The 24,300-nt window shown below is 74.8% G+C and carries 21 protein-coding genes; 11 read left to right on the top strand and 10 right to left on the bottom strand.

Annotation, left to right across the window (positions count from 1 at the left end):
- Positions 1-98: 98 nt before the first annotated feature.
- Complete coding sequence (locus AB0I21_RS38430; protein ID WP_360568616.1) at positions 99-3,116, bottom strand: hypothetical protein; 3,018 nt, start codon at positions 3,114-3,116, stop codon at positions 99-101.
- A 56-nt stretch (positions 3,117-3,172) separates the two neighbouring features.
- A complete protein-coding gene (locus tag AB0I21_RS38435) occupies positions 3,173-5,827 on the bottom strand; it encodes a CHAT domain-containing tetratricopeptide repeat protein (protein ID WP_360568617.1) in 2,655 nt (884 codons plus the stop codon).
- A gap of 76 nt (positions 5,828-5,903) precedes the next feature.
- Between AB0I21_RS38435 and AB0I21_RS38440 the strand changes: the two genes are divergently transcribed.
- From AB0I21_RS38440 to AB0I21_RS38450, 3 genes are all read left to right on the top strand, one after another.
- A complete protein-coding gene (locus tag AB0I21_RS38440) occupies positions 5,904-7,073 on the top strand; it encodes a S8/S53 family peptidase (RefSeq protein ID WP_360568618.1) in 1,170 nt (389 codons plus the stop codon).
- A 321-nt stretch (positions 7,074-7,394) separates the two neighbouring features.
- A complete protein-coding gene (locus AB0I21_RS38445) occupies positions 7,395-8,000 on the top strand; it encodes a hypothetical protein (RefSeq protein WP_360568619.1) in 606 nt (201 codons plus the stop codon).
- Between the two features lie 75 nt (positions 8,001-8,075).
- Positions 8,076-9,164, top strand: a complete 1,089-nt coding sequence (locus AB0I21_RS38450) for a hypothetical protein (protein WP_360568620.1) — start codon at positions 8,076-8,078, stop codon at positions 9,162-9,164.
- 269 nt (positions 9,165-9,433) lie between these two features.
- On the opposite strand, the gene AB0I21_RS38455 is transcribed toward AB0I21_RS38450, so the two are convergent.
- The 4 genes from AB0I21_RS38455 to AB0I21_RS38470 are packed head-to-tail and all read right to left on the bottom strand — an operon-like array spanning position 9,434 to position 12,829.
- Complete coding sequence (locus AB0I21_RS38455; protein ID WP_360568621.1) at positions 9,434-10,039, bottom strand: response regulator transcription factor; 606 nt, start codon at positions 10,037-10,039, stop codon at positions 9,434-9,436.
- Positions 10,036-11,151: a histidine kinase gene (locus tag AB0I21_RS38460; RefSeq protein ID WP_360568622.1), complete on the bottom strand. Its 1,116-nt coding sequence runs from the start codon at positions 11,149-11,151 to the stop codon at positions 10,036-10,038. The genes AB0I21_RS38455 and AB0I21_RS38460 overlap by 4 nt, the downstream gene beginning before the upstream one ends.
- Positions 11,152-11,192: 41 nt before the next feature.
- Positions 11,193-11,930 (bottom strand): ABC transporter permease, encoded by a 738-nt coding sequence (locus tag AB0I21_RS38465; protein ID WP_360568641.1) that lies wholly within the window; start codon positions 11,928-11,930, stop codon positions 11,193-11,195.
- Positions 11,931-11,935: 5 nt separating this feature from the next.
- Positions 11,936-12,829: an ABC transporter ATP-binding protein gene (locus AB0I21_RS38470; protein WP_360568623.1), complete on the bottom strand. Its 894-nt coding sequence runs from the start codon at positions 12,827-12,829 to the stop codon at positions 11,936-11,938.
- Positions 12,830-12,933: 104 nt separating this feature from the next.
- Between AB0I21_RS38470 and AB0I21_RS38475 the strand changes: the two genes are divergently transcribed.
- Positions 12,934-13,794, top strand: coding sequence for a Dyp-type peroxidase (locus AB0I21_RS38475; RefSeq protein WP_360568624.1), 861 nt, complete (start codon positions 12,934-12,936; stop codon positions 13,792-13,794).
- Between the two features lie 386 nt (positions 13,795-14,180).
- Here AB0I21_RS38475 and AB0I21_RS38480 read toward each other — a convergent pair whose 3' ends face one another.
- From AB0I21_RS38480 to AB0I21_RS38490, 3 genes are read right to left on the bottom strand one after another with little or no spacing between them, the layout of a single operon-like run.
- The gene (locus AB0I21_RS38480; protein ID WP_360568625.1) at positions 14,181-16,295 is read right to left on the bottom strand and encodes a xanthine dehydrogenase family protein molybdopterin-binding subunit; all 2,115 of its coding nucleotides are present in this window, start codon (positions 16,293-16,295) and stop codon (positions 14,181-14,183) included.
- Positions 16,292-17,278, bottom strand: a complete 987-nt coding sequence (locus tag AB0I21_RS38485) for a xanthine dehydrogenase family protein subunit M (RefSeq protein WP_360568626.1) — start codon at positions 17,276-17,278, stop codon at positions 16,292-16,294. Before AB0I21_RS38485 ends, AB0I21_RS38480 begins: the two co-directional genes overlap by 4 nt.
- On the bottom strand, positions 17,275-17,793 hold the full coding sequence (locus tag AB0I21_RS38490; protein ID WP_360568642.1) for a 2Fe-2S iron-sulfur cluster-binding protein: 519 nt from the start codon (positions 17,791-17,793) through the stop codon (positions 17,275-17,277). The genes AB0I21_RS38485 and AB0I21_RS38490 overlap by 4 nt, the downstream gene beginning before the upstream one ends.
- 117 nt (positions 17,794-17,910) lie before the next feature.
- On the opposite strand from AB0I21_RS38490, the gene AB0I21_RS38495 reads away from it, so the two are divergent.
- Together AB0I21_RS38495 and AB0I21_RS38500 are read left to right on the top strand one after the other, a co-directional pair.
- Entirely contained in the window at positions 17,911-18,582 is a 672-nt protein-coding gene (locus tag AB0I21_RS38495) for a class I SAM-dependent methyltransferase (protein WP_360568627.1), read from the top strand.
- A gap of 43 nt (positions 18,583-18,625) precedes the next feature.
- The gene (locus AB0I21_RS38500) at positions 18,626-19,561 is read left to right on the top strand and encodes a zinc-binding dehydrogenase (protein ID WP_360568628.1); all 936 of its coding nucleotides are present in this window, start codon (positions 18,626-18,628) and stop codon (positions 19,559-19,561) included.
- On the opposite strand, the gene AB0I21_RS38505 is transcribed toward AB0I21_RS38500, so the two are convergent.
- Entirely contained in the window at positions 19,547-19,978 is a 432-nt protein-coding gene (locus tag AB0I21_RS38505; RefSeq protein ID WP_360568629.1) for a rhodanese-like domain-containing protein, read from the bottom strand. The genes AB0I21_RS38500 and AB0I21_RS38505 overlap by 15 nt on opposite strands.
- A gap of 71 nt (positions 19,979-20,049) precedes the next feature.
- On the opposite strand from AB0I21_RS38505, the gene AB0I21_RS38510 reads away from it, so the two are divergent.
- Genes AB0I21_RS38510 through AB0I21_RS38530 form a run of 5 tightly spaced genes read left to right on the top strand, consistent with a single transcriptional unit; the run spans position 20,050 to position 24,145 of the window.
- Positions 20,050-21,018 carry a helix-turn-helix domain-containing protein gene (locus AB0I21_RS38510; RefSeq protein WP_360568630.1) on the top strand — a complete coding sequence of 323 codons (969 nt, stop codon included), beginning with the start codon at positions 20,050-20,052 and terminating at the stop codon, positions 21,016-21,018.
- An 11-nt stretch (positions 21,019-21,029) separates the two neighbouring features.
- The gene (locus tag AB0I21_RS38515; protein ID WP_344503378.1) at positions 21,030-21,824 is read left to right on the top strand and encodes an ABC-2 family transporter protein; all 795 of its coding nucleotides are present in this window, start codon (positions 21,030-21,032) and stop codon (positions 21,822-21,824) included.
- The gene (locus tag AB0I21_RS38520) at positions 21,817-22,599 is read left to right on the top strand and encodes an ABC-2 family transporter protein (protein WP_360568631.1); all 783 of its coding nucleotides are present in this window, start codon (positions 21,817-21,819) and stop codon (positions 22,597-22,599) included. Before AB0I21_RS38515 ends, AB0I21_RS38520 begins: the two co-directional genes overlap by 8 nt.
- Positions 22,596-23,516, top strand: a complete 921-nt coding sequence (locus AB0I21_RS38525) for an ATP-binding cassette domain-containing protein (RefSeq protein ID WP_360568632.1) — start codon at positions 22,596-22,598, stop codon at positions 23,514-23,516. Before AB0I21_RS38520 ends, AB0I21_RS38525 begins: the two co-directional genes overlap by 4 nt.
- Positions 23,513-24,145, top strand: coding sequence for a maleylpyruvate isomerase N-terminal domain-containing protein (locus AB0I21_RS38530; protein ID WP_360568633.1), 633 nt, complete (start codon positions 23,513-23,515; stop codon positions 24,143-24,145). The genes AB0I21_RS38525 and AB0I21_RS38530 overlap by 4 nt, the downstream gene beginning before the upstream one ends.
- The last annotated feature ends 155 nt before the right edge of the window (positions 24,146-24,300 follow it).

Here is a 24,300-nt window from a genome sequence, read left to right on the forward strand (position 1 = left end):
GCACGCTGGACTGCGGCAGCGCGCCGAACAAACAGCAGCACGCAGGGCATCAGTGGCAGCAGCGCGCAGGGGCAGCGGTGGCAGGTGGTGGGTCGGGGTTACTGCGCGGGGGTTGGGGAGTGGCGGCGGAGCAGGAGCAGGGTGGTGCCGGTTGCGGTGAGCAGGGCGCCGGTGGTGGTGGCGGCGGCTGGCAGGGTGGGTGGGATGCCGAGGTAGACGGTGATGCCGAGGATGCGGGACAGGCCCCACGGGAGGAGGGCGAGCTGGTCGTTCCACAAGGTGAGGGCGCGCTCCAGGCCGATGGTCGTCACGAGGGCGCCGAGCAGGGTGAGGGGGGTGCCGGCGACGAGCAGCAGGGTGGCGGTGACGTGGCGGCGGCGGAGGTGGTAGTGGTCGCGGAGGACGAGGGTGGTGGCCACGAAGAGCCAGCCGAAGGCGGCGAACGCCACGCAGATGTAGACCGCCCTGACCGTGGGGGCGGTCCAGAACTCCAGCCAGTAGTGGCCCGGGCCGCGGACGGCGAGGGCGGCCAGCAGGAGCAGGGAGCGCAGGAGGGCGACGCCGCCGATGGTGGCCCACAGGTGGAAGGGGTCGCGGCGGCCGAGCAGGAGGCGGGCGGTGAGGGCGAACAGCAGCCACGCGCCGAGCGTCAGGACGAGGTGGGCGGGGGCGGCGAACCAGGTGTAGACCAAGCGGCTCAGGATCAGGGCCGCGGCGGGCACGGCCAGGACGAGGAAGCGGTCCGTGCGGGAGACCGCGGCGTCGAGGTGGGCCACGCGCCACGGGCGGGTGGCGCCGGTCCAGAGGGCGTGCAGGGCGGCCGGGCGGCGGAGGATCGCGCCGGCGACCAGGGCCGCCAGCAGGAGGACGAAGAGAGCCCTGGCCAGCCAGGCCATGAGCGGGTCGCGGTCGGCTCGGGTGGCGCCCAGGTCGGCGGCGGTGAAGTTATAGGCGGGCAGGTCGACGTCGCCGCCATAGCGGGTGACGTGGGCGTCGCGGGCCGACTCGTAGCGGCGCTCCGCCGCGCGCCACGCGTCGTAGGCGGCGGAGGAGCCGGTGTCGAGCCACTGGACGTGGCGCAGGACCATGGTGCGGTACGCCCCGAGCGTGCCGAACAGATCCGCCTCATAGGTCAGGGTGTCGAGCAGCTTCGCCCGCAGCACCGGATCGCGCCACGTGGCCGGGTCGGTCGCGGTGATCAGGGCGCGCATCCGCGCGGCGACCTCCACGGCCCGCTCTCCCTCGGCCACCGCCGCGTCCACGGCACCCGAGGCGGCCGTCACGGCGTAGATGCTGGTGAGGGCGGCCGAGTCGCCGGTGGCGATGTCCCACTCGAAGATCCACATCATGGGCGGCGGCTCGAGGCCCAGGGCGCGGACGGAGTGGTCGGCGTAGGCGCCGATGTAGAGGCCCTTCGTGACCGCCTCGCGGGAGAGGGCGAGCATCTCGCAGACGGCGGCGACGGTCGCGGGGTCGGACGAGAACGTCTGGCGGACCCAGTCGGCGGTCAGCTGCTCGGCCGGGGCGTCGGGGTCGTGGGCGAGGCGGCCCAGCGTGTAGGCGTTGAGGTCATACAGCTGCCAGAAGCCGGTCCGCAGGTAGAGCGTCATCGGTCCGGCGCGCAGCGGGCCGCCGTCCTGCGTCCAGGTCCAGACGCCCTCGACGTGCGGGTTGGCGGCGAGGAAGCGGCGCAGCGCCTGCTGGTGCAGGCCGGTCAGGTCGTTGGGCAGGGCACCGAAGCCCTCGAACTCGCGCCGCGCCTGGAACTCCACGATCCGCCGGTGCGTGCCGGTCTCCAGCGTGCCGTTGAAGGGCAGGTGGCTGTAGAAGTCGCCGAGCGTGTACTTGGTGGAGACGATGAGGTGCGGGTCGTCGATGCCGCCGAGGACCTCCTCGTAGGAGGCCGGGTTGGTGTGCAGGTCGCCGACGGCGCCGACGCCGACGGTCCAGGTGCGGAAGATCAGGTCCTTGCCGGCGGCGCCGGCGGTGCCGAGCAGGGCGCGCAGCATGGCGCGGACCGCGTCGACGCCGGTGACGGCGAGCTTCGACGAGTAGTCCCAGCCGGGCTGCCGGTAGACGTCGCCGCCCTCGCCGATGCGGACCATGAGGCCGGAGACGAAGGGCATCGCCTGGAACAGCTCGGTGAGGCCCAGCTGGTACACCTGCCAGAAGCGCGGGTCGGCGACCTTGAGCCCGCCGAACTCGCGCTCCAGGTAGCGCTCCAGCGGCGGTGCCACGGCCAGCATGTCGGTGAGCAGGTAGACCCGCATGCCGAGGTCGGCGGCGTGGCGGAAGACGGGGCCGAACGCCTCGACGAGCGCCTGCGCGCGGGCGATGTGGTCGTCGCCCGCCGGATAGACCGCGTGGCCGTCGCCGACCAGGGCGAACGTCACATACTCCAGGAATCCGGGGACGACGACGCCGTTGTAGCCCTGGGCGAGGGAGTGCTCGACGAACTGCCGGAACTGCGCGTCGATGCGGGCGACGGCGGCCTGGTCGACCCACGGCGCGGCGGGCAGCAGGGCGCCGCCGACGACGTCGGTGTTGAGCGAATAGTCGGTGCCGGCGGCGAACGCGGCCGGGTCGGGCTCCCGGCCGACGGACCCGGCGTCGGTGAGCCGCAGCCCGAGCCGCGGCGCGAAGACGGCGGGGCCGGTGGCGGGCAGCACCGCCGAGCCGGACCTGATCCGGTCGGCGACCGCATACAGGCCGGTGGCCGCGCCCGCGACGCCGGCGGCCTCGATCGTGATCGCCGTGCCGTCGCCGCCGAGCCGGTAGGCCTCCAGTGAGCTGCCGAACGGCGCGACGCCGACGACGACCCGCAACGGCATGCCGGGGCCCTCGGCGGGATCCTGGCCGATCGCGGGCGCGGGCAGGCCGCGCTGGACGAGCGCGTCGGCGACGGCCTTCGCGGCGAGGGTGAGCCGCGGCTCGGCCGGCACGCTGATCACGCTGATCGGCGGCGCCGCGACGAGCGGGGTGGCGGGCGCGGCGGCGGCCCGCTCGACCGGCACGGGCACCGGGCCGAACGACAGCCCGAGCGCGCCGCCGACACCCCAGGCCACCAGCGCGCCGAGCACCAGCAGCAGGAGAGCCGAAGTCACCACCCGTCGCATGCGGCACATCGTAGAGCCCGGGTCTGACACTTCCGCCAGTCAAATGAGAGAAAAATTCACCCCGCCCCGAAGCAGACGAAGCTGCCGGTGCTCGCCCGCACCGAGGGGTCGGCCGCCGCCTGCGCCAGGGCCAGGGCGGTCGCCGGCGGATGGCCCGCGCCGAGATGGCCGTACAGGTCGCGCATCAGCAGCCGCGTCGCGCCGTCGTCGACGGGCCCGGTGCTCGCGACGACGGTGGCCGTGCCCATGTTGAGCAGCGCCGCGACGAGCCCCATCAGCTCGTCGCCGGGGTGCACCTCGGCGAGGCCCGTGTCGCAGCCCGACAGCACCAGCAGCGCGGGCGGCCGGCGCAGCACCGACAGGTCGTACACGGTGAGCGGGCCGTCGGCGAGGAGAAGGAACGAGAACAGCGGGTTGTCCACCCGGAACTCGCCGTGCGAGGCGATGTGCCCGATCGCCGCGCCGTCGAGGGCGGCGAGCGCCGGCGCCACCCGGGCCCGCTCCCCCGCCAGCACGGTCGGCGGCACGCGTTGGTCACGGGCGATCTGCGCGACCTCGGCGGCCGCCTGCGCCGCGGACGGCGCGCCGACGAGCACCGTGGCCCCGTCGGCGGGCGGCTGGGTCGCGACCCGCCACCAGATCGCCGCGGACGGCGCGACGGTGATCGACCGCCCTCGCAGCCTGGGCAGCATCGTCCACGGCATCGCGTGCAGCGCACCCGTCGGCACGAGCACGAGCGGGCCGTCGCCGATCAGGTCGGCGACGGGGTCGAGCAGCAGCCGGTCGAGCGCACCGGCGCCCCGGTCGACGCGTTCTGCGCTGGTACCGCCGTGCCCGAGGATCTCCGCGCTGAGCGCGATCCGCAAGTGCTCGAGCTCCGAGGCCACCGGCGCGATCGGCCCGACGACGCGCTGCGCGACCCGGTGCCCGCCGGCCGAGGGGAACACCACCAGCGCGTGCAGGACGCCGTCGATGGCGAGCAGCTCGAGCAGCACCCGACCGTCCAGCGCGGCGGCCAGCGAGGCGAACGGCACGTCCGTGCGCGCCGCGGGCCGCGAGCCGGGCACCCGCCAGGAGCGGCGCCGGATCTCCGCCTCCAGGGACCGCTGCCGCCGCAGCAGCCGCCCCGCGCGCTGCGGGCCGGCGGGCGCCGCGGCCAGCTCGCCGGTGATGCGGCGCAGCTCGGTGAGGGCCCGCGCGACGACCGGGTCGCTGGACGGGTGCGTCGGCGGCAGGGACAGCGCCGCCGACCGGCACCGCTGCGCCCAGGTGAGCGCCTCCCGCGGGCCGCCGTGGTCGAGGGCGAGCCGCAGCCGCAGCCCGGCGAGCGCGGCGGCCTCGACGCTGCCGCGCACGCGCAGCTCGGTGGCGCCGAGGCTGGCCCGGTACTCGTCGGCGATCCGCAGCCCGGCGGTCGCCGCCCGAGCCGCCTCGGCGGTCGCGCCGCGGGCGAGGTCCAGGCGGGCCCGGACGTGCGCCCAGCGCACCCGCAGCGGCGCCGGGCCGAGCTTCGCCGCGGCCGCCGCCTCCTGCAGCAGGTCGGCGGCGGTGCCGTGCTCGCCGAGGCCGACGGCGAGCTGCGCCGCGTCCAGCAGCGCCTCCCAGCCGGGATGGGGCCAGCCGGCGTCGATCAGGGCCCGCCCGGCGGTCCGCAGGTCCCGCAGCGTCCCGCGGTGCGCCCGGCCCGACGCGACGACCGCCGCCAGCTCCGCGACCCTGGCCCGGGCGATCCACACCGCGCGCTTCTGCCGCGCGAACACCTTCCGCGCCGCCGCGGCCGCCGCCCGCGACTCCTGCGTACCGGAAGTGGCGGAAGTACCGGAAGTGCCGGAAGCGCCGCTCGTGAGCAGCGCCAGCCGCGCCATCATCAGGTGCGCCTGGCCGAGCACCGAGTCGAGGTGTCCGTCGGTACAGGCGGCGATCGCCGCACGGATCGCCGTGCCGGCCTCGGGCAGCAGCCGCACCGACAGCAGCAGCTCCGCGCGGTCCAGGAGGCTGACGGCGTCGACGCCGGTCTTCCACAGCCGGTCGTGCGCCCGGTCGTAGCGGGCCAGGGCCGTCGGGACGTCGCCGGCCTGCGCCGCGACGAAGCCGAGGTTGTGCTCCACCTGCGCCGCGGCGGTCGACATCCCGAGCCGGTTGTACAGCGCCTGCGCCGCCCGCAGGTCGGCCTCGGCGAGGCGGAGGTTGCCGCGGAAGCCGTGCAGCACCCCGCGGTTGGTCAGCGTGCGGGCCTCCCACACCGCGTCACCGGAGCGCCGGAACGCCCGCAGCGCATCCCGGTACAGCTCCATCGCCTCCCGCTCGAAGCCGAGCCGGCGCAGGATCAGGGCGCGCTGCATCGAGGCCCGGGCGCGGCGCCGCCCCTGCAGGTCGGCCATCGCCCGGTCGATCTCGCGCAGCGCCGCGGTGGGCCGGCCGAGATCGTCGAGGATGAGCGCGTGACTCATCCGGGACTCCGCCTCGTACTGCGTCAGCCGGTGACGCCGCGCGACCGCGATCGACGCGCGCAGATGCCGGTCCGCGCCCGCCGCGTCGTGCCGGGCCCGGGCGGCGAGACCGAGCGTCCGCAGCGCCACCGCCTGCGCCGCGCGGTCACCGGCGCGCTGGGCGTCGCGCAACGCCGCGTCCGCGAGCATTTTGGCCTTGACGGGATCGGCCATCACAATCGGCAACAGCCGCTGCGCCAGCTCATCGGCGGTGGTGGACACCTCCGATGTGTATCACGGCACCGCGCCGCCGTCTCTTGTCACCGGTCCGTCTCTAGCTGAGCACTGAGGAGCAAGCATGTCCGTTGCACGAGATCGTCTCGAACGGTGGCTGGCGACCCGCGACGCGCGCCTGTCCGGACTGCCGTGGCTGCGCACCGAGTCGCACGCCGGCCGGACCGTCCGGTTCGTCGCCGACGAGATCCTGGTCCAGGACGCGAGCACCGCGATCGCCCACCGCACCCTGGTCGGGCTCGGCCACCGCACCAGCGAGATCGCCGAGGACGAGCCGGCGGCCGGCCTGCGCCGCCTGCGCACGCCCGGCCTCGACGTCTCCGACGCCGTCCGCCGCCTGCGCGGCCAGCTGCCGCAGGGCTCCGTCGTCGGCGCCAACCACGTTTTCATGTCGACGCCGCACGAGCACGGCGGCCCGTTCGGCCCGCCGGTCGCGGTGGACGCCCCTTCGGCGAAGCTGATCTCGTCGGATCACGCGTCGCCGGTACGGGTCACCGTCATGGACACCGGCATCTGGCTGAACAGCCCGCTCCCGGAGGGCTGCTACACCGCGACGCCGGAGAACCACGAGACGGTCACCGACGGCGACGGCGACGGCATGCTCGACTCCGACGTCGGCCACGCCAACTTCATCGCCGGCGTCGTCGCGCAGGGCACCACCGGCGCGCAGGTCCGCATCGTGAAGGTCCTCGACAGCTTCGGCGTGTGCACCGAGGCCGACCTCGCCGCCGCGATCACCGCACTCACCGACACCGACGTGCTCAACCTGTCCCTCGGCGGCTACTCGATCGGTGACCTGCCGCCCGCGGCGCTGTCCGCGGCGCTGCGGACGTTCCTCGCCGGCGGCGACCGGGTCGTGGTCGCGGCCGCCGGCAACAACGGCGTCGCCGACCGGCCGTTCTGGCCGGCCGCGTTCACCGCGGGCGGCGAGGCGTGGGCGGACCGGCTGCTCGCCGTCGCCGCGCACGACGGCACCGCGATCTGCGAGTGGAGCAACACCGGCCCGTGGGTGAGCGTCGCCGCGCCCGGCGCCGACGTCGTCAGCACGTACATCAACCATGACCTGTTCAGCAGCGGCTGGGCGGCGTGGAGCGGCACGTCGTTCGCCACGCCGAAGGTCGTCGCCGCGGTCGTCGACCGGGTCGCGACCGCCGGCTCGGTCACCGCCGCGGCCGCCGCCGTCCGCGCCGAGGCGCAGGGCAGCATGGTGGGCGGCTACCCGGCGCTGCACTGAACCACCGGCGCGACGCGACGCGGCACCGCACTGAACCACCGGCGCGACGCGGCACCGCACTGAACCACCGGCGCGACGCGGCGCCACACTGAACCACCCCGGCGCGACGCGGCGCCACGCTTGAACCACCGGCGCGACGCGGCACCGTACTGAATCAGCGGCGCAACGGCGGCGCCGCGCTCGAACCAACGACGCGGCGCCGCGCTTGAACCACGGGCGCGGCACGGAAAACACCGGGCGGAGCTGCGCCGGCGCGCCGGCGGGAACGGGGCCGCGACACCGGCCGGCGCGGCGTTGACACGCCGTGGTGCACTGTTGCCCGTGATCGAAGCGGAGGAGCCCGACCGTCCCGCGTGGCTGACCCCGGAGCGGGACGAGGAGCCGGCCGGCCCGGGCTCCCGGCTGACACTGCTGCTCATCGCCGGCGGCGCGGCGATCCTCGTCCTCGTCGCCGGCCTGGCCGCGTTCGCCCTGCTCGGCTCGTCCTCCGAGCCGGACCGGCCGCGCCCCAGGTCGGCGGCGGCCGAGCCCGTGGTGGCGGTCGCCGCCTCGACGGCACCGGCCGGGGCCACGAGCCCGCCGGCCGCGGAGCAGAGCGCCACGCCCAAGACGTCGCCGGCCAAGCCGCACGTCACGGCGGCGCGGATCAGCCTCGATCCGGCGAGCGTCACCGGCCCCTGCCCCCGCTCGACGAAGTACGTCAGGGTCAAGGTCACCGTCACGATCACGGTCTCCAGCCCCGACGTCCGGCTGCGGTACACCGTCGACGGCGGCAACGAGCACGGCGCCACGCTGCGGTCGAAGACCTTCACCGACACCTGGGAGGCGGAGGTCCGGCGGGCGGCCGGCACCTCCACCACCACGCTGCAGGTGATCGCGCCCAGCACCGCCTCCGACACGGCGACCTTCACGTACACCTGCAACTGAAGTTCAGATAGAACACCAGTTCGAACATGAATGTTCGTGAATACCGCACGATTGGTTACGCTCGATGGACCAAGAGTGACGGGACTGACGAATGCCATGATCACCGAAGGCACGCTGCTGGTGCACTGCTCGGCCAACCAGGCGCTGCGCTGCGCGCCGATCGCCGAGCGCCCCGGCGCGGGCCTCGTCATCTCACCGTTTCAGCGGGACGAGGCGGGCCTGCTCGCCACCGCCGCGTACCTGCTGCGCCAATGCCACTTCGAGGCGCCGCTGCTGCTCGACGCGGCCCGCTACGCCGGACCGGCCCGGCTGCCGGCGAGCGCGCCGTTCAACCCGCGCTGGCTGCGCCGCCAGCGGGAGCTGGGCGTGCCCGTCCTCACCGACTCCGGGTACGTCGACAGCGGCGACGAGCCGGGCCTCGCCGGCATCCTGCACCGCGCCGCGGTCCTGCCCGACACGATCGCCGTCCTGCCGCTGCACCCGATCTGGCTCCAGGACCGCCTGCACCGCACCGTCCTGACCGGTCACATCCGCGCCGCGGGCGGCCCCGTCGCGCTGGTGCTGGAGGCGAGCCGCGACCCCTTCGCCCTGCCCGGCGTGGTGGAAGGGCTCCTCGCGGTCCTCGGCTGCGGGGTGCCGACGCTGCTGCTGCGCTGCGACGTGTCGGCGCTCGGCGCGCTGTGCCACGGCGCCGCGGCCGCCGCGGTCGGCACCGTGGCGGGCCTGCGCCATCTGACGCCCCGGCCCGCGCCCCGGTCCGGTCCGGTGGCGCGTGGCTTCCGGCCGGCGGCACCGTCCGCGGTGTTCGCGCCGGCGCTGTCGTACCGCCGCATCAACGCCATCGCGAGGGCGCACCGCCGGCATCCCGACCCCGGCCTCTTCGGGTGCGCGTGCACCGTCTGCGACGGCCGCGACGTCGACTGGATGGCCGAGCTGGACGACCGCGAGCGGGAGGTGCCCGCGTTCGAGCACTCGATCCGCGTCCTGCAGGACCTCCGCGACGAGCTGCTGCGCTCGGCCGACACCGCCCCGGCGAGCTGGACGGCGCACTGCACGGACGCCGTCTACCGCTCCCGCGAGCTCGGCTGGGACCCCGCCCCGATGCTCCGCCACTGGCAGCGCCACCAGTCCCCCGGCGCCGCCGTCACCCGCCTGACCGCATGAACCCGCACCGCCCGCCGGACCCTCCCGAGCCCGCGCCGTCACCCTCCACAACGCCGGGAACGATCCGCCCGGCCGTGCGCCGCCGGACACGATCCGCCGACCGACCCGCGCGACGCCGCCCGCCGCCCGTTCCACGCCGCGACGCCGCACGCCGACCGCGCCACCAAAGCAACGCCACACGGCACCGCACGCCAAAGCACCGAACGACCCCGCACGCCGACCGCGCCACCAAAGCAACGCCACGCGGCGCCGCACGCCGGAAAGCGGCGTCACAGCCAGCCGTTGGACTGGGCGACGCCGACGGCCTCGATGCGGTTGCGGGTGCCGGTCTTCGTGATCGCCGCCGACAGGTAGTTGCGGACCGTGCTCTCCGACAGGCGCAGCCGCCCGGCGATGTCGGCGACCGTCGCGCCGCCCGCGGACTCGCGCAGCACGTCGCGCTCCCGGTCGGTGAGCGGGTCGGGCCCGGCCGCCAGGGCCGCCGCGGCGAGCGCCGGGTCCACGACCCTGCCGCCCGCGTGGACCCGCCGGACGGCGGCGGCGAGCTCCTCGACCGGACCGTCCTTCACCAGGAAGCCGCTCGCGCCGGCCTCCATCGCCCTGCGCAGATACCCGGGCCGCCCGAACGTCGTCAGGATCAGCACCCGGCACCCCGGCACCCGGTCGCGCAGCCGCGCGGCCGCGGTGATCCCGTCGCCGCCGGGCATCTCGATGTCCAGCAGCGCCACGTCGGGCCGGACCCGCTCCGCGACCGGGACGATCTCGTCGCCGGTCGCGACCTGCGCCACCACTTCGATGTCGGACTCCAGGTCCAGCAGCAGCGCCAGCGCGCCCCGCATCATGCCCTGGTCCTCGGCGAGCAGCACCCTGATCACAGCGGCAGTCTCGCAACGAGCGTGAACCCGCCACCGTCCCGCCCCCCGGCCTCCAGGGTGCCGCCGGCCGCGGCGAGCCGCTCGGTGAGCCCCCGCAGCCCGTTTCCCGATGCCGCCGCCCCTGGCGCCACTGCGGTGGCCGCCCCGCCGTCGTCCGCGACCCGCAGCGCCGCCGCACCGTCCACGGTGGAGATCTCGATGTCGCAGCGCTGCGCGCCGCTGTGCCGGACCACGTTCGTCGTCGCCTCCCGCAGCGCCCACGCGAGGAGCCGGTCGGCGTCGTCCGGCAGCGGGTCCGCCGTCCGCTGCACCGTCGCGGCGATCCCGGCGCTGGACAGCACCCCCTTCGCGCGGGTCAGCTCGGCGGTCAGGCCGCTCTCCCGATACCCCGTGACCGCCTCCCGGATCTCGACGAGCGCGCGCCGCCCGATGTCCTCGATGTCGGCGGCCTGCGCCGCCGCCGCGGCCGGGTCCCGCTCGGCGATGCGCCGCACCACCTCGGCCTTGACCACGATCACCGACAGCGTGTGGCCGAGCAGGTCGTGCAGGTCGCGGGAGAACCGCAGCCGCTCCTCCGCGACCGCGGCGACCGCCAGCGCCTCCTGCGCCCCCTGCAGCTCACGGATCAACCGGCCCATCTGGCGGATCGCGCCCACCAGCCCCGACGAGAGGACGGTGCCGACGATGGTGCTGAGCAGCGCCGCCGGCTCCGCGTGCTGCAGCAGGCCCAGCGCCGCCTCCACCGCCACCACGGCCAGTATCACGGTCAGCCCGACCGTCATCCGGGGACGGCCGCCGTACACCGCCATGCCGCACGTCGACACGAACAGCAGCAGGATCAGCCACTGCTCGCCATACGCGGCGGCCAGCGCCACGCCGAGCGCCGCGACGGTCCCGAACCCGATGCCGGCCGCCCGGCGCAGGTCGTCGCGGTGGTCGAAGCCCAGGGTGGTGACGGTGACGTAGACGGCCGTGAACAGCGCCAGGCCGACGCCGGCGACCACGCCACCGTGCTGCGACGTGATCGTGGCGAGCGGGCCCACCAGCGGAAACGTCCACACGCCGACCCAGAGCAGGCCGCCGACCGACGGCCTCCACCGCTTCCTGGGCATGCGCTCCACCCTAGCCTCCACGCCCTCGGACACGCCGGGACCTACAGGCCCGCGGTGCTGCGGACCGAGCGGCGGAAGCCGGCGACGGCCAGGGCCGTGAACGCGACCAGCCACGCGGTCAGGGTCAGCACGTCGGTGCCGGTCGGCGCGCCGCCGAAGGCGACCTGCCAGGACATGTCGGCGTACGCGTGGGTCGGCAGCCACCGCCCGACCGCCGCCACCCAGCCCGGCATCACGTCCAGCGGCAACCACAGCCCGCCGACGATCGACATCCCCAGGTACACCAGCAGGTTCAGCGGCTGCACGGTCTGCGCCGTCGCGAGATACCCCATGCCGAGCCCCAGCAGCGCGAACGGCAGCGACCCGAACCACAGCAGCGGCACGATCGCCAGCCACTGGCCGGCGCCGAGCCGGACGCCGTTGACGGCCACGGCGGCGGCGCACAGCGCGACGACCGGGACGATCGCCGTCGCCATCGCCGTGAGCCCCTTGCCGACGACGACACGCACCGGCGACAGCGGCGTGAGCCGCAGCTGCCGCATCCAGCCGATGGAGCGGTCGACCACGACGCCCGAGGCGTAGTTGAGCAGGGCGCCGATCGCCCCGTAGCCGGCCATGCTCACCATCGTGTACGTCGCGGCGACGTCCTTGTCCTGCCCGGTCAGCCCGTGCAGGTTGGTGAACAGCAGGTAGTTCAGCAGGGGCATCAGCACCACGAAGATCAGCAGTCCCGGCGTCCTGCCGAGCCGCCGCAGCTCCAGTCGTACATAGGCGAACATCGCGATCACACTCCGCTGCGGTTTCCGGTGAGGGTCAGGAACGCGTCCTCCAGGCCGGCGCCGACGACCTCCAGGTCCCGCAGCAGGCCCGCGGCCGCGAGGGCGAGGACGGTCGCGTCCGAGTCGGTCGTGGTGAGCACGACCCGCCCGTCCCGCCGCGCGACGGCGACGACGCCCGGCAGCCGCTCGAAGCCGCCGTCCTGCCCGTCCTCCCGCTCCGCCACGCTGACGGTGCGGACCGCGACCATCCGCTTCACGCTCGTGGCGGTGCCGTCGGCGATCACGCGGCCACGGTCCAGCACCACGATCCGGTCAGCGTTGTCGTCGGCCTCCTCCAGGTAGTGCGTGGAGAACAGGATGGTGCGGCCCTTGGCGGCGTAGCCGCGGATCGAGGCCCAGAACGCGCGCCGCGACTGCACGTCGAGCGCCGCCGTCGGCTCGTCGAGGATCAGCAGGTCCGGCCGGCCGATGACCGCCATCGCGAAGCGCAGCCGCTGCTGCTGACCGCCGGAGAGCCGCTCCACGGTCCGCCCCGCGAGCCCGTCCAGGTCGGCGAGGGCGATCGCCTCGGCGACGGGCATCGGCCGCGGGTACACCGCGTGCAGGAACTCCAGGAGGTCCCGCACGCTCGACCGGGGCGGGACGCCGCCGGCCTGCGGCATCGCCCCGACCCTGCCGTCGGCGACCGCGCGGGCGACCGGCCCACCGAACAGCTTGGCGGTGCCGGTCCGCGGCGGCAGCATGCCGAGCAGCAGGAGCAGCGTCGTGGACTTGCCGGCGCCGTTGGGCCCCAGCATCGCGACGACCTCACCGGCCTCGATCCGCAGCGACACGTCCCGCACCGCGAGGCCGCCGCCGCGGTACGCGTACGACACCCGGTCCAGCTCGACTGTGCTCATGCCATGACGCTATGACCGGCCCGTTCCGGGCGGCAGAGACGGCGGTACCCGATCGGCGGTGACAAAAGTACTGGTGTGGATCTTGCGCCGGTACGATCGGTGCCATGCCCCCGACCCCGCAGCCCGGCATCTTCGCCGCCGCCATGGCCGAGCACGCATACCTGGAGTTCGACCTGCGCCCCGGCACCGACCCGCGGGCGCTGCTGGCGGCGCTGACTGCGGTCGGCGAGCCGATGCCCGCGACCGGCGCCGTCAACGTCGTCATCGGCATCCGCCCCAGCCTGTGGGGCGCCGCGCCCGACGTCAGGGACTTCGACGCGCCGGTGACCGGTCCGGACGGCTTCACGATGCCGGCGACGCAGCACGACGCGTGGCTGTGGCTGGCGGGCGCCGACCGCACCGCCTTGTTCGACTACACGCGGGCCGCCCTGGCCGTGCTCGCCCCCGTCGCCGACCGCGCCTCGGAGGTCGCCGGGTGGGTGTACCACCACGACCGCGACCTCACCGGCTTCATCGACGGCACCGAGAACCCGCCGCGCAGCCTCGCCCCGTCCGTGGCCACCGCCGACGGGTGCGCCGTCGCCCTGGTCCAGCAGTGGCACCACGACACCGCGGCGTTCGACGCGCTGCCCGTCGCCGAGCAGGAGCTCGTCATCGGCCGCACCAAGCCCGACAGCGTCGAGCTCGACGAGGACCGCCAGCCCCCGACCTCCCACGTCTCGCGCACCGTGATCACCTCGGCGGACGGCGAGGAGCTGAAGATCTACCGCCGCAACACCGCCTGGGGCACCGTCAGCGAGCACGGCACGATGTTCGTCGGCTTCTGCGCCACCCAGCACCCGCTCGCCGAGATGCTGCGCCGCATGGCCGGCACCGACGACGGCGTCCGCGACGCCCTCACCCGCTACACGACCCCGCTGACCGGCGCGTACTACGTCATCCTCCCGGTCGAGGCGCTCGGCTGACCGTCCCGGGGCTGACCATGGAAGGTGGCGGCTACGGCGCAGCCGTCATCCGTCGTCACCGGTCAGCCTGTCCCGGAAGAACTTCCCCAGCGTTCTGGTGTCCCCCCGGCCGCCGATGCTCGCCGCGAAAACACACAGCGCCGTCTTTCCTTGTGGAGCACGACGAATCCGGTGGAGTAGGTCCGGCGGTGCAGCTGACCCAGGTCATACGTGCGGCCGTCGAGCTGGTACTCCACCTCGAGCGGCATCGCGGGTCGCCCGGACCGGGCGCAGGAAACCCCCCGCCCCACGGTCGTCGATGGGAACAGCTGGCGCCTCTCCTGGTACACAGCCTTCTCTGAGCACGGTCCGGGCACACACCGGGTCGCTGGTGTGCCCGGGTCGCGTCAGTGGGCTCTGGGGACGAGGTGCTCCAGGCCGATGGGAAGGTCGCGGACCCGGATGCCGGTGGCGTGGTGGACGGCGTTGGCCACGGCGGCGGCGGTGCCGACGATGCCCAGCTCACCGATGCCCTTCACGCCCATGGGGTTGAGGTGGGGGTCCTCCTCGTCGAGGAAGACGACCTCGATCCGCGGGACGTCGGCGTTGACGGCCACGTGGTAGGCGGCCAGGTCGCCGGTGACGAAGTCGCCGGTGCGGGGGTCCACGACGGAGCGCTCCAGCAGGGCGCCGGACAGGCCCATGGTCATGCCGCCGATGAGCTGGGAGCGGGCGGTGGTGGGGTTGACGATGCGGCCGGCGGCGAAGACGCCCAGGAGGCGGTCGACGCGGACCTCGCCGGTGACGGTGGAGACGCGGACCTGGCAGAACTGGGCACCGTACGCGTCGCGGGCGAAGTCCGGCCGGTCGCGGACGTCGGGGGTGGTGTCGGCGCGGACGGCGACGCCGCCGTCGGGGACCGTGCCGCCGTGGTCGCGGTCGATGCGCTCGCGCAGCAGGCGGCACGCCTTGGTGACGGCCCAGCCCCAGGAGGCGGTGCCCATCGACCCGCCCGCGACGGTGGCGGGGCCGATCGCCGAGTCGCCGACGGTGATCGCGACGTGCTCGAGGGGCACGGCGAGAGCGTCGGCGGCGATCTGGCGCAGGACGGTGCGGGCGCCGGTGCCGATGTCGGCGGCGTTGACCTCCACGTCGAAGCGGTGGTCGGCGGTCGCCCGGGCGAGGGCCGTCGAGGGCCACGTGATCGCCGGGAAGGTGGAGGCGGCGACGCCGGTGCCGATCAGCCACTCGCCGTCGCGGCGGACGGCGGGGCGCGGGTCGCGGGAGGCCCAGCCGAAGCGCTCCGCCCCCGCCTCCAGGCACTCGACGAGATGCCGGCTGGAGAACGGGATCCGCTCCTCGGGGTGCTCCGGCGGCTCGTTGTCGATCCGGAACCGCACCGGGTCCCAGTTCCCGGCGAACGCCAGCTCGTCGATCGCGGACTCCAGGGCGAACGACCCCGGGCACTCGCCGGGTGCCCGCATCCATCCCGGGGTCGGCACGTCGAGGGCCACCACCCGGTGCGTCGTGAGCCGGTTCGGCGCGGCGTACATGTGCCGCGACAGCACCGCGCTCTGCTCGACGAACTCGGCCAGCTGTGACGTCTGGCTGACCGCGTCGTGTCCGATGGCGAGCAGCTCGCCCTGCGCCGACGCGCCGAGGCGGATCCGCTGGATCGTCGGCGTGCGGTAGCCGCCGAGCGCGAAGACCTGCTGCCGGGTCAGCGACAGCTTCACCGGCCGGCCCACGAACCGCGCCGCCATCGCCGCGAGGACCGTGTTGGCCGCGGTCGCCGCCTTGCCGCCGAAGCCGCCGCCGACGTGCTCGTTGACGACGCGCACCGCGGACGGCGGCAGCTCGAACAGGCCGGCGAGCACGTCGTGGACCGACGTGGAGGCCTGGGTGGCGTCGAACACGACGAGGCAGCCGCGCTCCCAGAACGCGGTCGTCGCGTGCGGCTCCATCGCGCAGTGGTGCTCCGCCGGCGTGCGGTAGGTCGCGTCGACCCGCACCGCCGAGGCGGCGAGCCCGGCGTCGACGTCACCGATCGCGGACCGGGCCGGGTAGCCGGCGTTGACCTGCACCGGCTGGTACAGCGCGGGATGGTCGATCCGCAGCACCGTGTCGGCGATGGTCCCGCCCTCGCTGACCCGCACGAGATCGGCGCCGGCCCGGGCGGCCTCCGGCGACGTCGCGACGACGACGGCGACGACCTGCCCCCGGAACGAGATGCGCGGCGACTGCAGGAGCAGCAGCTCCGGATCGCCGATGGGCTCCAGGCGGGGCGCGTTGCCGTGCCACAGGATCGCCAGGACGCCGTCCTCCGCGAGCGCCCGCGACGTGTCGACGCCGGTGACGACCCCGCGGGCCACCGTCGACTGCACCACCCACGCGTAGGCGGCGCCGGGCACCGGATGGTCGACGGCGTACGGCGCGCGGCCGGTGACCTTGTCCCACGCCTCGACGCGCGGGCTCGCCACCCCGATCGCGGGTGGCGCCGTCCTTCTCACCGCGGTGGTCACCAGCTGGCCTCCGTCATCCCCCGCAGGACCCCGACCGTCAGGTTGCGGATCAGGGGCACCTTGTACGCGTTGTCCCGCAGCGGTCTCGCCGCGGCGAGCTCCTCGTCCGCGGCCCGTTCGAAGCTGTCGACGGTCGCCGTCGCGCCGCGCAGCATCCGCTCCGCCGCGTACGCCCGCCACGGCCGGTGCGCGACCGCCCCGTAGGCCAGCCGGACGTCCCGCACGATCCCGTCGCGGACGTCCAGGGCGGCGGCGACCGACCCGGCGGCGAACGCGAACGACGAGCGGTCGCGGACCTTCCGGTACGTCGACAGCCGCGCGATCGGGCTGGCCGGCAGCACCACGGCGGTGATCAGCGCCCCCGGCGGGAGGTTCGTGTCGCGTTCCGGCCGTTCGCCGGGCAGCCGGAAGAACTCGTGCACGCTCATCTGCGCTGGCCCGTCCGGCGTCAGCAGCTCGACCCGGGCGTCGACGAGGACCAGGGCGACCGCGAGGTCCGACGGGTTCGTCGCGACGCACTGCGGGGAGGCGCCGAGGATCGCGAGGTCGCGGTGCTCGCCGTCGCGGGCGTCGCAGCCGGACCCCGGCCGCCGCTTGTTGCACGCCTTGGTGACGTCGGTGAAGTACCGGCAGCGGGTGCGCTGCAGCAGGTTCCCGCCGAGGGTGGCCCGGTTGCGCAGCTGCGCCGACGCGCCGGACAGCAGCGCCAGGGCGACCGCCGGGAACCTGGTCCGCACCATCGGGTCGGCGGCGAGGTCGCTGTTGGCGGTGAGCGCGCCGACGCGGATCCCGCCGTCGGGCAGCTCCTCGATGTCCCGCAGCGGCAGGCCGGTCACGTCGACGAGCAGGTCGGGCGCGGTGACGCCGAGCTTCATCAGGTCGACGATGTTGGTGCCGCCGGCGAGGAACGCGGCACCGGGGCGCGCCATCTCCGCGACGGCGGACCCGGCCTCACCGGCCCGCTGGTAGGCGAACGGTCTCATCGCGCGGCCACCCCGATCGACGACTGGATCGCGGCGACGATGTTGGTGTACGCGCCGCAGCGGCAGAGGTTGCCCGACATCCGTTCCCGGATCTCGTGCTCGTCCAGCGTCACGCCCTGCTCCGCGGAGGCTTCCCCGAGGGCCTCCTCGAGCATGCCGACGGCGGAGCAGATCTGGCCGGGCGTACAGAAGCCGCACTGCATCGCGTCGTACGCCACGAACGCCTCCTGCATCGGGTGCAGCGCCGGGCGCTCGTCCGGCGGCGCCGCCGTGTGGGTCGCGGTGCGGCTGCTGAGCCCCTCGACCGTCGTCACCTCGGCGTCCTGACAGGTGACGGCGAGGATCAGGCAGCTGTTCACCCGCCGGCCGTCGAGCAGGACCGTGCACGCGCCGCACTGGCCGTGGTCGCAGCCCTTCTTCGTGCCCGGCAGCTGCAGCTGCTCGCGGAGCACGTCGAGCAGGGTCGCCCGGTTGTCGGTCCGCAGCTGCTGCGGGTGACCGTTGACGCTGAGCATGACGTCGCTGGTGAACTGGCTCTCCACGGACGACCTCCTGCCCAGCCGGGCCCCACCCATGCACGCCCCACCCTTCGGGGTCCGCGAAGTCACCCGAACTGTGGGACCGTGAGTGGTGTGAACGGCGCAGTCACCCGGGACGGCTGTCCCGTCGACCTGTATCGCCTGCTGCCGGCGACCGGCGAGCCCGCGCTCGTCCATGCGGCGGTCCCGCCCGGCGCGGAGATCCTCGAGCTGGGGTGCGGCGCCGGCCGGCTCACCCACCCGCTGACCGGCCTCGGCCATCCGGTGACGGCCGTCGACAACTCCGCCGAGATGCTCGCCCACGTGCGCGGCGCCGCCACCGTCCTCGCCGACATCGAGACGCTCGACCTCGACCGGCGGTTCCCGGTGGTCCTGCTGGCGAGCCACCTCTGCAACACCCCCGACGACCGGCTGCGCGGCCGGCTCCTCGCCGCCTGCCGCCGGCACCTCGACGCGGCCGGCCGGGTCGTGGTCCAGTGGCTGCCGCCGGCGTGGTTCGACCGCGTGTTCGCCGACATGCGCCCCGTCAGCGGCCGCATCGGCGACATCGAGGTGACCGACAGCCCGCTCTCCCACGACGGCACGGTCCTGCAGGCGATGTGCACGTACCGCGACACCGCGTCGCCGGACGCCGCCGTCTGGACGCACCGCTTCGCCACCCGCCGGCTGAGCCGCGCCGAGCTGCACGCCGCCCTGACCGGCGCGGGCCTGCGCTTCGAGCGCCACCTCGACCCCGGGCGGCGCTGGTTCACCGCCGTGCTGTGACGCCCTTGACCTCAACGTCACTTCATGTTCGACGCTGGTGCGCATGAAGGCGATCGAGGTCGCCCGCTTCGGCGGGCCGGAAGTCCTGCAACTGCGTGAGGTGCCCGACCCGGTCCCGGGCGACGGCGAGGTGGTCGTCGAGGTCGAGGCCGCCGACACCCTGTGGCTGGAGACCCAGGTCCGGGCCGGCCGCAGCGCCTACTTCCCGGTGACGCCGCCGTACCGGCCGGGCGTCGGCGTCACCGGCACCGTCGACGGCCGGCGGGTCCTCGCCCGGCTCGGGCACGCCGGCGGCGGCTACGCGACCCGGGTCGCCGTCGCCGCCGCCGACCTCGTCGACGTGCCCGGCGGGGTCGGCCCGCGGGAGGCCGCCGCGGTCCTGCACGACGGCGTCACCACCCTGGCGTTGCTGGACGTCGTGAAGGTCGTCGCCGGCGACCGGGTGCTCGTCACCGCCGCCGCGGGCGGGATGGGCGCGCTGCTCGTCCAGGCCGCGAAGGCCGCCGGCGCGACGGTGGTGGCGGCGGCCCGCGGTGCCGCCAAGCTCGGTGCGCTGCGGACGCTCGGCGCCGACGTCGTCGTCGACTACAGCGTCGCGGACTGGACGGACGCGGTGTGGGAGGCGACCGGCGGGCTCGACGTGGTCCTCGACGGCGCCGGCGGCGACTACGGCCGCGCCGCGTTCGACCTCGTCGTGGAGGGCGGCCGCTTCTCCGCGCACGGCACCCCCGCCGGCGCGTTCGCCACCGCCGATCCCTCGGTCGCGCGGTCCCGCGGCGTCACCGCGACGGGGATCGACGAGGTCCAGCTCCCCCCGGAGCGCTTCCGCGCCTACCTGGCCCGCGCCCTGGACGACGTCGCCGCCGGGCGGCTCGCGCCCCTCATCGGCCAGGCGTTCCCGCTGGCCCGCGCCGCCGACGCGCACGCCGCGATCGAGTCGAGGACGGCCGTCGGCAAGACGGTCCTAACAGTCACATGAGACGGCCCAGCGCGGGGCGGTCAGCTCGTCGGCGGGGCGCCGGTCGGGCCCGGCCGGCGACACGAACGTGAAGCCCTCCCGCACCCAGTACTCGTAGCCGCCGAGCATCTCCTTGACGTCGTAGCCGAGCTTCGCGAACTCCAGGGCCGCCCGGGTGGCGCCGTTGCAGCCCGGGCCCCAGCAGTACGTGACGACCTGGGTGCCGGGCGGGACCAGCTCGGCGGCGCGGTCGGCGATCTGCGCCGTCGGGAGGTGCACGGCGCCCGGCAGGTGCCCCTGCGCCCAGGCCTGCGCGCCGCGCGAGTCGACGACGACGTAGTCCGTGGTGCGGGCCTCCAGCGCGGCGTGGACGTCGCTGACGTCGGTCTCGAAGCGCAGGCGTCCGGCGAAGTGCTCGATGGCGGCGGTGTCGGTCATGCGTTCATGGTGTCGCCGGCACCGGGCGGCGGAACAGTGGCGTGAATGCCACCCTCCGCTAAGATACCGCCATGCTCGACGTCTCCGTTCTGGTGTATCCGGGCATGTCGGCCTTCGAGACCGGGATCGTCACGGAGGTGTTCGGGCTGCCCCGCCCGGAGTTCGACCGGCCCTGGTATCGCCTGGTCGTGTGCGCGCCGAGCGACGCGCCGGTGCCGATGATCGGCGGGGCGACGCTCACCACCCCGTTCGGCCTGGCGGACTTCGCCGCCGCCGACACCGTCATCGTGCCGGGCGTCGCCGACGTGCACCGGGACCCGCCGGCCGCGGTCCTCGACGCGCTGCGCGCCGCGCACGGCCGCGGCGCCCGCATCCTGTCGATCTGCTCCGGCGCGTTCGCGCTCGCCGCCGCCGGGCTGCTCGACGGCCGGCGCGCCACCACCCACTGGCGCTACGCGGACCTGCTGCGGCGCCGGTTCCCCGCCGTCCACGTGGACCCCGGCGTCCTCTATCTCGCCGACGGCGACGTGTGGACGAGTGCCGGCAGCGCCGCCGGCCTCGACCTGTGCCTGCACGTCGTGCGCGCCGACCACGGCGCCGCGATCGCCAACGCCGTCGCCCGCCGGCTCGTCGTGCAGCCGCACCGCGACGGCGGCCAGGCGCAGTACATCGAGGCGCCGATGCCCGGCGACGTCGGCGACGACCGGATCGCCCGCAGCGTCGACTGGGCCCTCGCGCACCTCGCGGAGCCGCTCAGCGTCGACGTGCTGGCCCGGCAGGCGCACATGTCGCCGCGCACCTACCTGCGGCACTTCACCCGCACCACCGGCACGAGCCCGATCCGCTGGCTGATCCGGCAGCGGGTCCAGGCGAGCCTGGCGCTGCTCGAGTCGACGGACACGCCGATCGAGCAGATCGCGGCGGCGGTCGGGTTCGACACGCCGGTCACGTTCCGGCACCACTTCGCCGCGACCATGCGCACCTCGCCGTCGGCGTACCGGCAGGCGTTCCGGACAGAAAGGAGCGCCGCCGGCAGGTAAGGTGACGCGCTGTGCGCCTCTGGTTGACGCTCGTCGGCATCGGCTTCCGGCGATGGTCGACCTACCGGCTCGCGGCGTTCGCGGGCGCGTTCACCAACAGCGTCTTCGGGCTGATCCGCGCCGGGGTCGTCACCGCGACCGTCGCCGTGGCCGGCGGCACCCTCGGCGGCTACGACACGCTGGCGGGCGTCACCTACGTGTGGCTCGGGCAGGCCCTCATCGGCCCGGTCTACTTCTTCGCGTGGAGCGAGCTGGCGCAGCGCATCCGCTCCGGCGACGTCGCCGTCGACCTGGCCCGCCCCGTCGACCCGATGCTCGCGTACCTCGCCGCCGACCTGGGCCGGGCGGCGTTCGTGTTCCTGCCCCGCGGCCTGCCGCCGCTCGCCGTCGGCGCGCTGGTGACGGGGCTCGCCCTGCCCGGCGACCCGCTCGGGTACGCCCTCGGGGTGCTGAGCGTCGCCCTCGCGGTCGTGGTGTCGTTCGCGTGCCGCTGGCTGGTCAACCTGACCGCGTTCTGGCTGCTGGACCTGCGCGGCCCGATGACGCTGTACCTGCTGGTCACCAACATCCTGTGCGGCCTCGCGGTGCCGGTGCACTGGTTCCCCGGCTGGCTCGCCGCCGTCGCCGCCGCCAGCCCGTTCCCGTCGATGCTGCAGACCCCGATCGACGTGCTCATGGGCCACGCCGCCGGCTGGGACGCGGTGCGGCTGCTGGCCGTGCAGGCCGCCTGGGCCGCCGCGCTGCTCGCCGCCGGCCGGGTCGTCTTCGGCTTCGGCACGCGCAAGCTGGTGATCCAGGGTGGCTAACCCGTACGTGGTGCTCGTCCGGATGCGGATGCGGGCGCAGACGGTGTACCGGGGCTCGTTCGCGGTCGAGATCCTCGCCAGCCTCGGCGCGACGGTCAGCGGCTTCGGCGAGCTGTACGTCATCTTCGCCAACGTGCCCGCGCTCGGCGGCCTCGACTTCACCGCCGCGGTGCTCGTCTTCGCGATCGGGCACGTCTCGTTCAGCCTCGCCGACCTGGTCGTCGGGCACCTCGACGCGCTGCCGACCTACCTGCGGGCCGGCACGCTCGACGCGTTCCTGCTGCGGCCGCTGCCGGTCCTCGCCCAGCTGATCACCGCCGACATCTCGTTGCGGCGCTTCGGCCGTACCGTCGCCGGCACCGCCATCGCCGTCACCGCCCTGGCTTCGTCCGATGTGGACTGGACGCCGGCGAAGGGTGCGCTGCTCGCGGTGACCGTGTGCTCCGGCGCGGCCCTGTTCGCCGCGTTCTTCGTCGGTGCCGCCGCCGTGCAGTTCTGGCTCGTCGAGGGCACCGAGTTCACGGCGTCGTTCGTGTACGGCGGCAACTACGCCGCCCAGTTCCCGGCGAGCGTGTTCGCCACGCCCGTCCGCGTGCTCTTCACGTTCGTCGTGCCGGCGGCGTTCGTGGCCTACCTGCCGGTGCTGACCCTGCTCGACCTGCCGGGCGGGGGCGCCCTCGGCTGGTGCTCGCCCGTCGCCGCCGCGGCGGTCTGGATCGTGGCGCTGCTCGGCTGGCGGGCGGGCCTGCGGCACTACACGGGAGCGGGATCGTGAACATCATCTCCGTGTCGAACCTGCGCCGCGCGTTCGGCGCGAAGACGGCAGTGGACGACCTCTCGTTCGACGTCCCGCCCGGCGCCGCCGTCGGCTACATCGGCGCCAACGGGGCCGGCAAGTCGACCACCATCAAGATGCTCACCGGCATCCTCAAACCCACCTCCGGCACGGCACTGACCTGCGGCCTGGAGCCGCTGCGGCAGCGCCGGCAGCTGGCCCGCCGCATCGGCGTCGTCTTCGGGCAGCGCAGCCAGCTGTGGTGGGACCTGCCGCTGCGCGACTCGTTCCGGGCCCTCGGCGCGATCCACCGCCTCGGCCCCGACGCGGTGCGCGCCCGCACCAGTGAGCTCGTCGACCGCCTGGACCTCGGCGACTTCGTCGACACCCCCGTCCGGCAGCTGTCGCTCGGCCAGCGCATCCGCGGTGAGGTCGCCGCGGCCCTGCTGCACGGCCCGGAGCTGCTCATCCTCGACGAGCCCACGATCGGCCTCGACGTGCTCAGCAAGGAGCGCCTGCGGGTGTTCCTCACCGAGCAGCGCGCCCAGCACGGCACCAGCCTGCTGCTGGCCACCCACGACATGGGCGACGTGCGCCGCCTCACCGAGCGCATCCTCGTCGTCGACCACGGCCGGCTCGCCTTCGACGGCACCCTCACCGAGCTCGCCGGCCAGGTCGGCGCCGAGCGCATCGTCGTGCTCGACCTCACCGAGCCCGCCCCCGACCTCGTCGGCGTCCCCGGCACCCGCCTGGTCGGCGTCGAGGCCGGCGGCCTGCGCCAGCGGCTGTCGTTCGCCCCCGGCGAGACGACGGTCGCCGCTATCCTGTCCGTCGTGGCGTCGCGCGCCCAGGTGCACGACCTGACCATCGAGGAGCCTGACATCGAAGCCGTGGTGCGGAGGTTGTACGCGTCGTGACCACCCCTTCCGACGACGTCCTGGTCTCGGTGGCGCTGGCCCGAGAGGCCCTCGCCGGCGTCCCCGACGACGGCTGGGACCGCCCCGCCGGCACCCTCACCTGGACCTGCTGGGAGGTCGTCGAGCACGCCGCCGACGACCTGTTCGCCTACGCGGCCCAGATCGGCGTGCCCGACCCGCCGGTGACCGCCTACCTGCCGATCGCCTACCGCTCCCAGTACGACGGCGGCCCCGTCAGCACCGTCTTCGTCGAGCGCTCCGGCGGCACCATCGGCCTGCTCCGCACGCTGTCCGCCTGCGCCGCGATGCTCGCCGGCGCCGTGACCCTCGCCCCGCCGTCGCGCCGGGCGTACCACCCGTACGGCGTCAGCGACGCCCCGGGCTTCGCCGCCATGGGCGTCGTCGAGGTGCTCGTCCACACCTTCGACGCCGCCGCCGGCACCGGCGTCGCCTGGACCCCGCCCGCCGACCTGTGCGCCCGCGCCCTCGACCGCCTCTTCCCGGGCCTGCCCGACCACCCGGACCCGTGGGAGCTCCTCCTGTGGGCCACCGGCCGCCGCGCCCTGCCCGACCACCCGGCCCGCTCCGAGTGGCGCTGGGACGGCCGCCCCCTCCACGAACGCGCATAGCACCTGGCCACGGAGCGTCCCACCACCACCGATGTGACGCGGGCGTGACGGTTCACCGATGGCCCTGCGTCTTCGAGATCGCGGGCCATGCTCCCCGTGCCGGTCAGACCCGAGCCACCGCGTGAGTCGTTGATAATGCGTATTAGTCACTGACG

Origin of the sequence: Dactylosporangium sp. NPDC050588, from assembly GCF_040654975.1 — a bacterium.
Classification (GTDB): Bacteria; Actinomycetota; Actinomycetes; order Mycobacteriales; family Micromonosporaceae; genus Dactylosporangium; species Dactylosporangium maewongense.